This is a genomic window from Micromonospora sp. NPDC005171 (assembly GCF_040608575.1).
In the GTDB taxonomy this organism is placed as follows: domain Bacteria; phylum Actinomycetota; class Actinomycetes; order Mycobacteriales; family Micromonosporaceae; genus Micromonospora.
In genome coordinates this window covers 1-13175 of sequence record NZ_JBEXIM010000054.1, presented here as the reverse complement: position 1 = coordinate 13175, position 13175 = coordinate 1, and the positions used below count along the sequence as shown (strand labels likewise).

The 13175-nt window shown below is 71.7% G+C and carries 12 protein-coding genes; 10 read left to right on the top strand and 2 right to left on the bottom strand.

All coding sequences use genetic code 11. The features are described from left to right. The first annotated feature begins 64 nt into the window (after positions 1-64). From ABZU74_RS31850 to ABZU74_RS31810, 9 genes are all read left to right on the top strand, one after another. Positions 65-409, top strand: coding sequence for a cupin domain-containing protein (locus ABZU74_RS31850; protein ID WP_355431777.1), 345 nt, complete (start codon positions 65-67; stop codon positions 407-409). Further along, positions 402-1118: a cupin gene (locus ABZU74_RS31845; RefSeq protein WP_355431774.1), complete on the top strand. Its 717-nt coding sequence runs from the start codon at positions 402-404 to the stop codon at positions 1116-1118. Before ABZU74_RS31850 ends, ABZU74_RS31845 begins: the two co-directional genes overlap by 8 nt. A gap of 178 nt (positions 1119-1296) precedes the next feature. Further along, a complete protein-coding gene (locus tag ABZU74_RS31840) occupies positions 1297-2265 on the top strand; it encodes an ABC transporter permease (RefSeq protein WP_355431771.1) in 969 nt (322 codons plus the stop codon). A 23-nt stretch (positions 2266-2288) separates the two neighbouring features. Then, positions 2289-3293: an ABC transporter substrate-binding protein gene (locus tag ABZU74_RS31835; protein ID WP_355431768.1), complete on the top strand. Its 1005-nt coding sequence runs from the start codon at positions 2289-2291 to the stop codon at positions 3291-3293. Between the two features lie 44 nt (positions 3294-3337). Then, positions 3338-4093 carry an ABC transporter ATP-binding protein gene (locus ABZU74_RS31830; protein ID WP_355431841.1) on the top strand — a complete coding sequence of 252 codons (756 nt, stop codon included), beginning with the start codon at positions 3338-3340 and terminating at the stop codon, positions 4091-4093. A gap of 38 nt (positions 4094-4131) precedes the next feature. After that, a complete protein-coding gene (locus ABZU74_RS31825; RefSeq protein WP_355431765.1) occupies positions 4132-5283 on the top strand; it encodes a Gfo/Idh/MocA family oxidoreductase in 1152 nt (383 codons plus the stop codon). Next, positions 5280-6431: a dihydrodipicolinate synthase family protein gene (locus ABZU74_RS31820; RefSeq protein WP_355431763.1), complete on the top strand. Its 1152-nt coding sequence runs from the start codon at positions 5280-5282 to the stop codon at positions 6429-6431. The genes ABZU74_RS31825 and ABZU74_RS31820 overlap by 4 nt, the downstream gene beginning before the upstream one ends. Positions 6432-6547: 116 nt before the next feature. Continuing rightward, positions 6548-7381, top strand: coding sequence for a sugar phosphate isomerase/epimerase family protein (locus tag ABZU74_RS31815; protein WP_355431760.1), 834 nt, complete (start codon positions 6548-6550; stop codon positions 7379-7381). Continuing rightward, on the top strand, positions 7374-8558 hold the full coding sequence (locus ABZU74_RS31810) for a hypothetical protein (protein ID WP_355431757.1): 1185 nt from the start codon (positions 7374-7376) through the stop codon (positions 8556-8558). The genes ABZU74_RS31815 and ABZU74_RS31810 overlap by 8 nt, the downstream gene beginning before the upstream one ends. Here the strand turns inward: ABZU74_RS31810 and ABZU74_RS31805 are convergent. After that, positions 8555-9079: a hypothetical protein gene (locus tag ABZU74_RS31805; protein ID WP_355431754.1), complete on the bottom strand. Its 525-nt coding sequence runs from the start codon at positions 9077-9079 to the stop codon at positions 8555-8557. The two genes, ABZU74_RS31810 and ABZU74_RS31805, sit on opposite strands and share 4 nt — an antisense overlap. Next, the gene (locus ABZU74_RS31800; RefSeq protein ID WP_355431751.1) at positions 9066-9503 is read right to left on the bottom strand and encodes a MarR family transcriptional regulator; all 438 of its coding nucleotides are present in this window, start codon (positions 9501-9503) and stop codon (positions 9066-9068) included. Before ABZU74_RS31800 ends, ABZU74_RS31805 begins: the two co-directional genes overlap by 14 nt. Before the next feature lie 321 nt (positions 9504-9824). Here ABZU74_RS31800 and ABZU74_RS31795 point away from each other — a divergent pair, with 321 nt between their 5' ends. Beyond that, complete coding sequence (locus ABZU74_RS31795; protein WP_355431749.1) at positions 9825-12899, top strand: S8 family serine peptidase; 3075 nt, start codon at positions 9825-9827, stop codon at positions 12897-12899. Positions 12900-13175 lie beyond the last annotated feature (276 nt).

The following is a 13175-nucleotide window of genomic DNA, read 5'->3' as shown; positions in this document are numbered from 1 at the left end:
TTCGTCGTGCCGGCTAGCGTCACCGTACCGCAGAGAAAGCCCTTTCCCGCAGGGAGGCCCGGCCATGTCCGATCGGTTCGCGGTACTTCAACTCGACGACCTTCCCGCCCGGCGCTGCTCGTGCGGGACCACCCGCCGGGGTTTCATCGCCGAGAGCGAGGGCCAGGCCAGCGTGCATCTGCTCCAGGTGCAGGACGCCGTGACCCACCACCACCGGGTCGCCACCGAGTACTACGTCGTGCTCGCCGGTGAGGGCGAGATCGAGCTGGACGGGGTACGTCATCCCGCCCGGCCGATGTCCGCGTTCCTGATCAAGCCGGGCTGCCGGCACCGGGCCATCGGGGACCTCACCGTGCTGCTGGTGTCCCTGCCGGCCGCGGACGACACCGACGAGTACTTCGATGCCTGATCGGTCGGCGCCGCTGCCCGGCGGGATCGGGGTGTCCCGGCTGCGCGTCTACGACACAGTGGCCTCGGACGGCCTGGTCGGCGGCACCCCACACGTGCACCTGTGCTGCACCGAGGGGTACGCGGTGACCGACGGCGAGGGCGCGGTGCAGACCCTCACCACCGCCGGTTTCCGGGAGACGCCGCTGCGACCGGGGGCGGTGGTCTGGTTCGAGCCGGGCACCGTGCACCGCCTGGTCAACGGGGGAGGGCTGAGCATCGTGGTGCTGATGCAGAACAGCGGCCTGCCCGAGGCCGGCGACGCGGTGCTGACCTTCCCGCCCGAGGTGCTGGCCGACCCGGCCGCGTACGCCGCGGCGGCGGCGTTGCCCGACGGGGGAGCGCCGGGCGCGGACGTGCACGCCGCGTACCGCAGGCGGGATCTGGCGGTGAGCGGCTTCCAGACGCTGCGGGCCGGTGGGCCGGCGGCGCTGGCCGCGTTCCACGCCGCCGCGATCGCCCTGCGTCAGCCGTTGCTGGCGCGGTGGCGACAGCGGTGGGAGACCGGCGCCGGTCGCGCTGCCGCCGACACGGCTGGGCAGCTGGACGCCCTGGAGCGGGGGGATCCCGGGCACCTGGGCGAGGCCGGGGTGTACGCGGTGGCCGAGCCGGTCGAGCGCGGCCGGTTGGGCATGTGCGGCCTCCTCGACACCTACCCGGCGGCCGGCTGACGGTCCGCATTCGCGCCGTCGAATCCAGGTTGGACCGCTGGGCCCGGCAATCGAGGATTAGATCGAGGAAAGGCCTTGCCCGGCGTGAGGGTGCCGCCTACGCTCCAGGAAAGCGTTTGCCTGATCCGCCGACCGGCCCGCTCGACGAGCGCCGTGCCGGGCCCCGAGGAGGTTCCGCGTGACCGAGAACTCTTTGGACACGGCGGGCCGGCAGGCCGCCACCGACAAGGCGAGCGGTGCGCAGGCAGCCGCTTCCACCCCCGGCGGCGTCGGTGCGTCGGAAACCGTCGGCGTGGGTCCGTCCACGATGGTGGGACAGTCACCCGGCGGCGGCCGCCCACCACGCCCGACGCTCGGTCGCCGGGCGGTGGCCTTCGCCGACTCACTCTGGCGCCCGGCGCTGGTGCTCGCGGTCTTCTTCGCCGCCTGGTGGTTCGTGGCGGCCCGCGAGTACGTCCCGAACTACCTGGTGCCCACCCCCGTGCAGGTCTGGGAGACGATGACCACTCAGTGGTCCGAGTTGGCCCGGCACACACTGGTCACCCTCTACGAGACGGTGCTCGGCTTCGTGCTGGCCGCCGCGTTGGGTCTGGTCACCGCTGTCGCCATCGCCTACTCCCGCACCCTGGACAAGGCGCTCTACCCGATCGTCCTGTTCGCACAGGTCATCCCGAAGATCGCCATCGCGCCGCTGCTGGTGGTCTGGTTCGGCCTCGGCCTCACCCCGAAGATCATCCTGGCGGTGCTCATCGCGTTCTTCCCTGTGGTCATCTCCGGGGTGGCCGGGCTGCGCTCCACCGACCCGGAGCTGCTCGACCTCGCCGCCACGATGGGCGCCGGGCCGTGGCGCACCTTCCGCAAGATCCGCTTCCCGAACGCGTTGCCGCACCTGATGGCCGGCCTGAAGGTGGCCGTCACCCTCGCCGTGGTCGGTGCCGTGGTCGGTGAGTTCGTCGGCGCCAGCGAAGGGCTCGGCTACGTCCTGTTGCTGGCCAACGGCAACCTCGACGCCCCGCTGCTGTTCGCCGACCTGATCCTGATGTCCGCCATCGGCATCGTCCTGTTCGTCCTGGTCGAGATCGCCGAGGCACTGCTCATTCCGTGGCACGCCAGCCGCCGGGCCGGCGTGTCCCTCACCACCTCCTGACCGACCCCATCACGGAGGCACCGATGAAACGCACCGCCACCACCATCCTGGCCACCGCCGCACTGCTGTTCGCCGCGAGCGGCTGCGGTGGGGACGACCCCGCCGGCAGCACCAACGCCGACGGCAGCACGCAGGTCACCCTCACCCTCAACTGGGTGCCCTACGGCGAACACGCCCCCTTCTACTACGGCCTGCAGAAGGGCTACTACTCCGCCGAGGGCATCGACCTGAAGATCCTGCCCGGCAACGGCTCGGGCAACACCGTCAAGCAGGTCGCCCAGAAACAGACCGACTTCGGCTGGGCGGACAGCCCGGTGCTGCTCAAGTCGGTGGCCAGCGGGATGCCGGTGCGCAGCCTCGGCGCGTACCTGGAGAAGGGCCCCTCGTCGGTGGAGTTCTTCACCGAGGAGAACATCAAGACCCCGGCCGACCTCAAGGGCAAGACCGTCGGCGGCACCCCCGGTGACGCCCTCTACGCGACCTTCCCGGCCTGGCTGGAGAAGAACGGCCTCAAGAAGGACGACGTCAAGGTGGTGAACGTCGACGCCGCCGGCAAGATCGCCGCGCTCGCCGAGGGCAAGGTCGACGCCATCATGGGCTTCTTCCACGACCAGGCGCCCACCATCGAGAGCAAGACCGGCAAGAAGGTCGACGTGCTGCTCTTCGCCGACTACGGGATGAACCTGCTCGGCACCGGTCTGATCGCCAACACCCAGACCCTGCAGAAGGACCCGGAGCTGGCCCGCAAGTTCGTCCGCGCCACCCAGAAGTCCTGGGCCGACGCAGCCCGGGACCCGGCCGGCGCGGTGAACGCGATGGTGGCCCTGGCCGAGAACGAGCCGGCGCCCGAGGTGCTCACCAAGCAGCTCACGCTCAACATGCCGCTGATCGGCGCCGACGGCCCGCCCGGGGTGAACACCGAGGCGCAGTGGACCGAGACCATCGACCTGATGTCGCGCTACGCCGAGCTGAAGGACCCGGGCGCGCCCAGCGCGTACTGGGACTCCTCGTACGCGGCGCAGGGGTGACCCCGGTGACCGCCGCGCCGGCAGCCACCGGCACCGCCATCGGGATGTCCGGGCTGACCGTCCGGTTCACCACCAGACGGTCGCAGACCACCGCGTTGGACGACGTGTCGCTGGACATCGAGCCGGGCGAGTTCGTCACGATCGTCGGTCCGTCCGGCTGCGGCAAGTCCACCCTCCTGAAGATCGTCGCGGGGCTGGTCAAGCCGACCAGCGGCGAGGTGTCGCTGCTGCAGCGCCCGGTGCGCGGCCCGCAGAAGGAGATCGGCTTCGTCTTCCAGAAGGCCGCGTTGCTGGAGTGGCGCGGCGCCCGGGCCAACGTCCTGCTCCAGGCCGAGATGCGCGGCATGGACCGGGCGCAGGCCGCCCGCCGCGCCGACGAACTGATCGAGATGACCGGCCTGACCGGCTTCGAGAAGGCTCTGCCACACGAGTTGTCCGGGGGCATGCAGCAGCGGGTGGCGCTCTGCCGCGCGCTGCTGCACTCCCCGCCGGTGCTGCTCATGGACGAACCGTTCGGCGCCCTGGACGCGCTGACCCGGGAGCAGATGAACGCCGAACTGCACCGGATCTGGCGGGAAACCGGGACCACTGTGGTGCTGGTCACCCACTCCATCGCCGAGGCGGTCTTCCTCGGCACCCGGGTCGTGGTGATGAGTCCCCGGCCCGGCCGGATCATCCGCACCTTCCCGGTCGAGCTGCCGGCGCACCGCGACTACGCGCAGGTGATGTCGGATCCCCGCTTCGACCGGCTCGCCACCGACCTGCGTGGGTTGCTCGGCAGCGCGGCCGCCAACCACTGAGCGCGGATCGGCACGACCAGCACGACGGAAGGAACACCATGACCCGCAGGTCGATCGGCATCATCGTCAACGGTGTGACCGGACGGATGGGCTACCGGCAGCACCTCGTCCGGTCGCTGCTGGCCATCCGCGAATCCGGCGGTGTGGCGTTGGCCGACGGCACCACCATCTGGCCGGAACCGGTCCTGGTCGGACGCAACGAGACGAAGCTCCGGGAACTCGCCGAGCGGCACGGGCTGACCGACTGGACCACCGACCTCACGTCGGCGCTGGCCCGCGACGACGTCGAGATCTACTTCGACGCGCAGGTCACCCAGCAGCGGGAGAAGGCGATCCGGCAGGCCATCGAGGCGGGCAAGCACATCTACACCGAGAAGCCCCTGGCCGAGGACACCGCGGCCGCGCTCGACCTGGCCCGGGCGGCCGACGCGGCCGGCGTACGCACCGGTGTGGTGCAGGACAAGCTCTTCCTGCCCGGTCTGCGCAAGCTCAAGCGCCTCATCGACGGCGGCTTCTTCGGCCGGATCCTCTCGGTGCGCGGCGAGTTCGGGTACTGGGTCTTCGAGGGCGACTGGCAGCCCGCCCAGCGGCCGTCCTGGAACTACCGGGCCGAGGACGGCGGCGGCATCGTCGTCGATATGTTCCCGCACTGGCACTACGTGCTGGAGGAACTGTTCGGCCGGGTCACTGCCGTGTCCTGCGTGACCGCCACCCACGTGCCCGAACGGGTCGACGAGACCGGCCAGCCCTACCCGGCCACCGCCGACGACGCCGCGTACGCCACCTTCGAACTCGACGGCGGGGTGATCGCGCAGATCAACTCGTCCTGGGCCGTGCGGGTGTACCGCGACGAGCTGGTGGAGTTCCAGGTCGACGGCGTCGAGGGCAGCGCGATCGCCGGCCTGCGCAACTGCCGGGTGCAACACCGGGCGGTCACTCCGAAGCCGGTCTGGAACCCGGACCTGCCGGCCACCGAGGACTTCCGCGCCCAGTGGGCCGAGGTGCCCGACAACGAGGAGTTCGACAACGGCTTCAAGGTGCAGTGGGAGGCGTACCTGCGGCACGTGGTGGCCGGCGAGCCGTTCCGGTGGGACTTCCTGGCCGGCGCGCGCGGCGTGCAACTCGCCGAGCTGGGGCTGCGCTCGGCCCGCGAGGGCTGTCGTGTCGAGGTGCCGGAGCTGAACTCATGACCGCGGCCGTGATGTTGCCCGGTGGACGCCGGCACCAACTGGCCGGGGGGAGTGGCTTCGCCCGGCCGGCCGCGCCGGCGACCAGCCGGATCGCGTACGCCGCCGCGCACGTGGTCGCCGACCCGGGCGCGGAGAACGTGCCGGGCGCCCCGGCGGCGGTGGACTGGGACACCACCCTCGCCTTCCGGCGGCACCTCTGGTCGTACGGGCTGGGGGTCGCCGAGGCGATGGACACCGCCCAGCGGGGGATGGGGCTGGACTATCCGGCCACCCGGGAGCTGATCCGGCGTAGCGCCGCCGAGGCCCGCGCGGTGGGCGGGCGGATCGTCGCCGGGGTCGGCACCGACCAGCTGCCGATCGGCCCGGCCACCCTGGCCGCGGTCACCGCCGCGTACGCCGAGCAGCTCGACGACGTCCGCGCCGCCGGAGCCCGGCCGGTGCTGATGTGCAGCCGGCACCTGGCCGCCGCCGCGCGCGGCCCGGAGGACTACCTGCGGGTGTACGACGAGCTGCTGAGCGCCACCGACGAACCGGTGGTGCTGCACTGGTTGGGCCCGATGTTCGACCCGGCGTTGACCGGCTACTGGGGTGCTGTCGACCTGGACCTGGCCGCCGACACGGTGATCGAGCTGATCAAGGCGCACCAGTCCCGTGTGGATGGCATCAAGGTGTCGCTGCTGGACGCCGACCGGGAGATCGCGTTGCGCCGCCGGCTGCCGGCCGGGGTACGCCTCTACACCGGCGACGACTTCCACTACCCGGAGCTGATCCGCGGTGACGAGGTGGGTCACTCCGACGCCCTGCTCGGGGTGTTCGCGGCCATCGCGCCGGCCGCCGCCGCCGCGCTGGCCGCCCTCGACCGGGGGGACCTGGCCGCGTACGACGAGATCTTCGCGCCCACCGTGCCGCTGGCCCGGCACCTGTTCGCCGCGCCGACCTGGCACTACAAGACGGGCATCGTGTTCCTTGCCTGGTTGGCCGGGCACCAGGAGCACTTCACGATGATCGGTGGCGCGCAGTCCGGCCGGTCCCCGGCGCACCTGGCCACCCTGCTCACCCTGGCCGACGCGGCCGGGCTGCTACCCGACGCCGACTTGGCCGCCGCCCGCGCCCGAGCGCTGTTCACAGTGGCGGGGGTGGCCCAGTGAGCGCGAGGAGTGAGCCGGTTTTGCGAACCCCGCAGTCGCGAGCGAAGAGTGGCCCAGTGAGCGCGAGGAGTGAGCCGGTTTTGCGAGCCCCGCAGTCGCGAGCGAAGAGTGGCCCAGTGAGCGGCGAATTCGCGGGCGGCAGCGCCGACCGGCTGCGGCGCTTCTCGTTCAACCAGGCCACCGCCCAGCGCTGGCCCCTGCCCGAGGTGGTGGCCGGGTGCGTGGCGGCCGGCGTACCGGGCATCGGTCTGTGGCGGGAGCCGGTGGCCGAGTACGGGTTAGCCCGCTCGGCGAAGCTGGTCCGCGACGCCGGCCTCGCCGTCACGTCGCTGTGCCGGGGCGGGTTCTTCGCCGCCGACGACTGGCGGGCGGAGAACCTGCGGGCCATCGAGGAGGCCGCCGCCCTCGGGGCCCCGGAGCTGGTGCTGGTCTCCGGTGGGCTGCCCGCCGGTAGTCGGGACATCGACGGCGCCCGGCGTCGGGTCGCCGACGCGATCGGTGAGCTGGCCCCGCACGCCGAGGCCGCCGGGGTGCGGCTGGCCATCGAGCCGCTGCACCCGATGTTCGCCGCCGACCGGTGCGTGATCGCCACCCTCGGCCAGGCGCTGGACATCGCGGAGCGGTTCGACCCGGTTGTGGTCGGCGTGGTCGTGGACGCTTACCACGTCTGGTGGGACGACACGGTGTACGCGCAGATCGCGCGGGCCGCCGCCCGGATCGCCGCGTTCCAGGTCTGTGACTGGGTGACCCCGCTGCCGGAGGGGGTGCTGCTCGGCCGTGCGCTGCCCGGCGACGGCTGCATCGAGCTGCGCCGGCTGCGCGAGGCTGTCGACGCGGCCGGATACGTCGGACCGATCGAGGTGGAGGTCTTCTCCGCCGAGGTGTGGGCGCATCCGGGCGCGGAGGTGCTCGACGCGTCGATCGCCGGCTACCTGCGCCACGTTGTCTGACCTTCCCGAACGGCGCTGGCCGGCGGCGGTCGGCGCCTGGCTGGGCATCGGCACCGCACCGGCCACGCTGGTGCTCGGCGCGGCGATGGCCGCCCGGCACGGCGGCGCGGTGCCGGTGGTCGGGCTGCTGGTCGGCGGGGCGCTGATGGCGGCCCTGCTCTGGGGGCAGGGCCGGATCGGGCTGCGCCGGCCACTCGGTGACGGCGGGACGTTGACCGCGGTGTTGCCCGCGTACCTGGGGGACACCTCGCGGCTGCTGCTGGCGGCGGTGCTTGCCCTGTCGATGGTCGGGTGGAACGGGTTCAACGTCGGGCTCGGCGGAGCCTCGCTGGCCGCGCTGACCCACCTACCGGGCTGGGCCGGGCCGGCGCTGCTGGAGGTGGCCGTCCTCGCCGTCTCCTGGGCGCCGGCCCGACTCGGCAACCGGGTCGCGGTGGTCACCACGCTCAGCGCGGTGGTGCTGGTCGGCTGGTGCCTGACGGTGCTGCCACCACCCGCCGTGCCGGTCCGCCTCGATGCCGGAGGACTCGCCGACGCCGCCGCGCTGATCGGGTACGCCGCGGTGTTCGCGTTGCGCGCACCGGACTTCAGCGTTGGCCTCGCCCGGCGACGGGACCTGGCCTGGTGCGTGGGGCTGCTGGTCGGGCCGGCGCTGCTCGGGGTGCTCGCCGGCGCCGGCCTGTGGCTGCGGACCGGCTCGGCCGACGTGGTCGCGCTGCTCGCCGCCGGTTCGGGGCTGGCCGCGTACGCGAATCTGTTCGTCGCGGTGGCGGTCTTCGCGGCGGCGCTGACCACCACGTACTCGGGTTCGCTGGCGTTGCGGGGATTGGCTCCCCGCCTGCCGGCGCGGGCGGCGATGGTGCTCGTCGCGGTGTTCGGTGGGGTGCTGGCGGTGGCGCGGTTCGACCGTCTGGTGCTGCCCTGGCTGACACTGCTGGCCGCCGCGTTGCCGGTGCTGGTGGTGCCGATGGCGGTGGAGGCAGCGGCCCGCCGGCGCGGTCGTGTCCCGCGTACCGTGCCCGCCTGGTGTTGGGTGCCGCCGGCGCTGCTCGCGGTGGCCTGCACGCTCGCCGGGGTGGGCGTCGCCCCGCTGCTCGGGCTGACCCTTGCCGCGGCCTGCACAGTGCTCTGGCGTCGCCGGGAAGGCGCGGCCCGAATGGCCCACGGTGGCGCCTAGCGGGTGGCGTGCGGGCCGTGGTCGCTGACCTGGGCGTCGAACCAGTGGTGCAGGGCATCGCGAAGCCCCGCGTCGTTCGTGGTGTAGGTGGCGCGTGCGCCGTCGGAGATGGCCTCGTACTCGATGGTGATCCGCCCGCCGTGTGCCCGAAGCGTTGCCAGGCCGGGCATCCCGGTGCCGTGGATGCGGGCGGGATCGCTGAAGTCGCCGCGCCGGAACCGCTCGACCTCCGCGGTCAGATGCTGTTGGACAAGGGTGATCTGAGTGGTGTCCCGCGGGTCGTCGGCGACGACGGTCTGCACCCCGCCGGTGTCGGTCCTGGTGAAGCGGTGCGTGGTGCGGTCCAGGTCGAACGGCATGACCGACGCGCCTCGCTCGGCGACGTCGGCCTGTCGACCGGAGGTGGTCGTTGTCGGTGTCGACGGTGCGGACTCGTCTGCGCAGCCGCTGCTCAGCGCGGCGACAGCGATGGCCGCCAGGAGCAGGGCCCGATGGGAACGAGGGCGGTCAGAACGGTTCACCGGTGGCCTCCGCGAGGGTCTGGAGCGCACGCACCACTGCCGAGCGCTGGTCGTCGGGGACGCGATCGAGCAGGGCGGTGAGCCGGTCCCGGCGGGCGTCGGCTTGCCGGGAGGCGGCAGTGGTGCCCGCAGCGGTCAGCAGAAGCAGAACACCGCGACCGTCGCCCTCGGCTGCTTCCCGGTGCACCCAGCCCCGGTTGACCAGGTTGGTGACCAGGCGGCTGACGCTGCTCTTCTCCAGTCGCAGCCGGCGAGCCAACTCCACCTGCCGGAGCTGCCCCTCCCGGGCGATCTCCACCATGGCGTGTGCCTCCGACACCGGCAGCGGCTGCCCACAGGGAGTCTGGTCGGGCTGATGGAGGCCGAAGTTGCGGACGAACCGCATCAGTGCCTCCTGCGCCGCGTCGAGCTCACCAGCCTGCATGGTTCGACCGTACAACCAGATGGTTCGGGCCTGCAACCATTGTGGAGCCGCACGGGGCGTATGCGACCCGCGAGGTGAGCTTTGACCTCGGCCGTGCGGTCGCCGTCCTCCTGACGCGGTCCGGCCAAAGGTTCGATGTTTTCGATCATGGTATTGACGGCACACCACCTACCGCGCGTACGGTGATCTTGCCAGTACCGGCGTTCCGTAACACCGTGCAAATCCTCGATTAACCGTCGTGGACTTGGGTTGGGGAGCGCTCCCACTGGTGGGTCGCGATCGATCACACAGCTCCACAAGGGAGCAACCGAAAGGAGCCTCGTGGCTACAGGCACGAGCAGAAACAGGCTGCGAAGACTGGCGATACCTACGCTGGTCCTCGCCCTCATCACCGGTACCACCGGTGTCGCGGGAGCGGCGTCGGCGGCGCCCGCAGGTTCACCGGGCGACGGCAGCAGCGCTGGCTACTTCACCGCCGGGTCCGACCGGAAGGTCACCCTGACCGACGGGGCCGACCGCCGACCCGGCGGCAACCGTGCGGCCACCCCCAAGGCAGCCGTCGACGAGACCGGCTCCGGCATGTACGTGGTCGAACTGGCCGAAGACCCGCTGACCACGTACACCGGTGGGGTCTCCGGTCTGGCCCGGACCCGCCCGGCGGCGGGCAACCGGCTGGACGTGACGTCGGCGCCGTCGCAGGCGTACCGCCGGCACCTCGACGCGCAGCGGGGCGCCGTCGCCGCCGCGGCCGGGGTCACGGTCAACGCCGTCTACACCACCGCCTTCAACGGGTTCTCGGCGAAGCTGACCGCCCAGCAGGTGAGCACGTTGCGGGCGGACAAGCGCGTCCGCGCCGTCACCGCTTCGCAGGCCCTCGGCACCCCCTCGGCGCCACCCTCCGCGCCTGCGGCGACCGCTGCCACCCCGAAGTCCGCCACCCCGAGTGGCGCGCAGGAGTCGGCACCGACGGACCGCGCCGCCGGCCGACCGGTCACGCCCGGCGTCGGCACGGGCGCGGGCATGGTGATCGGCGTCCTGGACACCGGCATCTGGCCGGAGAGCGCGTCGTTCGCCAAGAAGATGGCCGCCCCCGCGACCTGGCGCGGCACCTGCCAGACCGGTGTCGCCTTCGTGGCGGAGCACTGCAACGGCAAGATCGTTGGTGCTCGTTACTTCGCCGACTCGTGGCTGGCCTACGGCGGCTCGGTGCCCGACGGTGAGGTGCTCTCCCCCCGCGACATGGCCGGGCACGGTACGCACACCGCGTCCACGGCAGCTGGCCTGTCCCTGCCCAACGTCACTATCGACGGGCGCGACTTCGGTCCCGTCTCCGGGGTGGCGCCGGACGCCCAGATCGCCGTCTACAAGGTGCTCTGGGGCGGCATGGGCTACGACGCCGACATCATCGCGGGCATCGACGCGGCGGTCGCCGACGGCGTGCAGGTGCTGAACTTCTCGATCGGATCCCAGCTCGGCGACTGGGAGGCCAACACCCCGATCGGTGTCGCGTTCCTCAACGCCACGCTGGCCGGGGTCTTCGTGGCGGCGTCGGCGGGCAACACCGGCATCGTGAGCGGGGCGATCAGCAACGCGGCGCCGTGGGTGACCACGGTCGGCGCGGCGGTGACCAAGCGCGACGAGGCCACCGTCAAGCTGGGCGACGGCACCAAGCTGGTCGGCGGCTCGTTGGACGCGTTGCCCGGTGTCGGCGCGCTGCCGATGGTCTTCGGTGACCAGGCCGGCTCGCCCGACCTGGGCGCGGTCTACTGTGAGCCGGGCAGCCTCGACCCAGCCAAGATCAAGGGCAAGGTGGTCGCCTGTGCGCTGTACGACATGTTCGGCTCCGCCGCCGAGATCAAGGCCAAGGGCGGGGCGGCGATGGTGGTGTTCGACCCGGTCGGCAACTACCGGATCAACTCCATCTTCAACTTCCCGGTGGTCTACCTGCCGACCGAGAAGCAGGCCGGCACGCTGTTCAACTATCTGATGCGCCACCCCACCGACGCGACCGCGTCGTTGCGCACCGGCGGTGACGGCTCCAGCGTCCCGGGCATCCCCAGCGTGGCGGACTTCTCCTCCACCGGACCGGACAAGGTGACCCTCGGCGTCTTCAAGCCGGACCTGGTCGCGCCGGGGTCCGACATCATCGCCGCGGTTTCGCCGGCCGGTAACTTCGGACGGAGCTACGACGCGTACTCGGGCACCTCGATGGCATCGCCCTACGTGGCCGGCGCGGCGGCGATCCTGCGCGCCACCCACCCGAAGTGGTCACCCGGCGCTGTCGCCTCGGCGCTGCGCACCACCGCCACCGACACCGTCGGCACCAGCAACCCGCTGGAGCAGGGCAGCGGTTTCATCAACCTGGCCGGGGCCAAGGATCCGGGACTTGTCATCGAGCCGACGGCGGCGGACCTCGTCACCTTCAGCGAGACGACCCAGCCCGACGGCAAGGAACTCAACCTTCCGGCCATCTCGCTGCGCGAGTACGACGGCACCCAACCGGTCACCGTCACCCGCACGCTGACCAACGTGGGTGAGACGAAGGAGACCTTCCGCTCGTCGGTGTCCGGACTGCCCGGCATGAGGGCCACCGTGTCACCGGCGTCGGTGACGCTGGCGCCCGGCAAGTCCGCGACGGTGACCATCACGCTCCGTCGGGGCAGTGCCCCGTGGGACCGGTACGTGACCGGTGCGATCACCTGGCAGGGCAAGGCGCACAGCGCCCGGATTCCGGTCGCCGCCCGCCCGTGGGGTATCACCCCCCGGCCGTACGCCGACGACGGGGAGGAGTTCGGCCGGATGACCAACGGCGCCTTCGGCAATCTCCAGCCGGGCTTCACCGGGCCGCTCGCCGGTCGCAGCACCGGGTACACCCCGATGCGGCGTACGTCGTACTCGATGCCGGCCGGCGTCTACGGCGGCGTGTTCGACCCGGGAGCCACCGGAGTGAAGAAGATCGACTTCACGGTGCCGGCCAACACCGCCGGCATCGTCGTCGAGGCCAACACCGCTGACCCGAACACGAACCTCGACCTGTACCTGTACAAGGGCGACACCCTCGTCTACAGCAGTGACAGGTTCTGGACCAGCGCCGAGCAGGCGTACAAGTTCCTGCCCGAGCCGGGGCGCTACACGGCGTACGTGTTCGCGCAGTACCCCGGCGGCCCGGTCGTCGACTTCGAGGTGGGCCACGCCATCATCGGCCGCAACGCCACGTACGCGGGAGCTGAGCTGACGCTGCCCTCCACCTCGGAGCGCGGTCAGGGCCTCAACTTCACGCTCAAGCCCAACAAGCCGCTGCCCGAGGGCGACTTCTGGGCGTACACCGAGTACCGCACGAACGGCACTGTGGTTCCCGGCAACCTCGTCTACACCCAACAGAGTTCCTGGCAGTAACCCCTGGCCAATCGTGGGGCGGTGCCGCTGCGCACCGCCCCATGCTCGCGCCAAGATCAGACCACCATTCGTTCGACGATTCGCGGCGAGAGACGACGTGGCCCAGTTCGTAGCCGAGCCGGGTGCAGGCGCGGACCACGTCGCGCCAATCGCGTAGATCTTGGACACTTCCCGTCCTCACCGGCGGGCTCAACCGGTGGTTGCAACACCGAGGAGCTGGGTCATTTTCTCACCGGGGGTGGCCCAGTTCAGGGTCATGCGGGGGCGGTCGTTGAG

Excerpts from the sequence above, each read along its gene's own strand:
- ABZU74_RS31800 (WP_355431751.1), bottom strand. The coding sequence starts at position 9,503 with ATGCAGGCTGGTGAGCTCGACGCGGCGCAGGAGGCACTGATGCGGTTC.
- ABZU74_RS31830 (WP_355431841.1), top strand. The coding sequence starts at position 3,338 with ATGTCCGGGCTGACCGTCCGGTTCACCACCAGACGGTCGCAGACCACC.
- ABZU74_RS31820 (WP_355431763.1), top strand. The coding sequence starts at position 5,280 with ATGACCGCGGCCGTGATGTTGCCCGGTGGACGCCGGCACCAACTGGCC.
- ABZU74_RS31845 (WP_355431774.1), top strand. The coding sequence starts at position 402 with ATGCCTGATCGGTCGGCGCCGCTGCCCGGCGGGATCGGGGTGTCCCGG.
- ABZU74_RS31850 (WP_355431777.1), top strand. The coding sequence starts at position 65 with ATGTCCGATCGGTTCGCGGTACTTCAACTCGACGACCTTCCCGCCCGG.
- ABZU74_RS31825 (WP_355431765.1), top strand. The coding sequence starts at position 4,132 with ATGACCCGCAGGTCGATCGGCATCATCGTCAACGGTGTGACCGGACGG.
- ABZU74_RS31835 (WP_355431768.1), top strand. The coding sequence starts at position 2,289 with ATGAAACGCACCGCCACCACCATCCTGGCCACCGCCGCACTGCTGTTC.